The following is a 435-nucleotide window of genomic DNA, read 5'->3' on the forward strand; positions in this document are numbered from 1 at the left end:
AGCCTATACTCTTTAATCAAATACTCATGGGACAAAATGGTCGTGTTATAGCCAATCACACTATTTCGACCGACAGTGATTTTCTCAGGAAACATGAGATCGACCATCACCATTAAAGCAAACGCCGTATCCTCCCCGACTTTCATTCGAAGGAAGGTGCGATAAATCCAATTTTTCATTCCCATAAAAGGCGTATACCTTGCCATTTGAATAAAGATAAAGTTTTTCACAACCTTGAGAAAGGGGACCGTCCGATAGACTTGTCTAAGCGAATTGACCCCTTTGACAGGATAACGATCTGTTTTTCTCAACTTAATCAGCTCCAACAATCGCCAAGAGATCACTCATTTTCTGCAGCATATAATCAGGGCGATGCTTTAACAGGGCTTCTTCTCCCTTAATAGACCAAGCAACACCTGCTGTTTTCGTCCCTGC

General features: G+C 42.1%; 1 pseudogene. It reads right to left on the reverse strand.

What is annotated here, in order from left to right:
- Positions 1-329 (reverse strand): annotated as a pseudogene (locus tag BCY78_RS24345) (hypothetical protein); the annotation flags it as partial.
- Between the last annotated feature and the right edge of the window lie 106 nt (positions 330-435).

The organism is Pararhodobacter sp. CCB-MM2 (assembly GCF_001691415.1).
GTDB lineage: Bacteria > Pseudomonadota > Alphaproteobacteria > Rhodobacterales > Rhodobacteraceae > Pararhodobacter.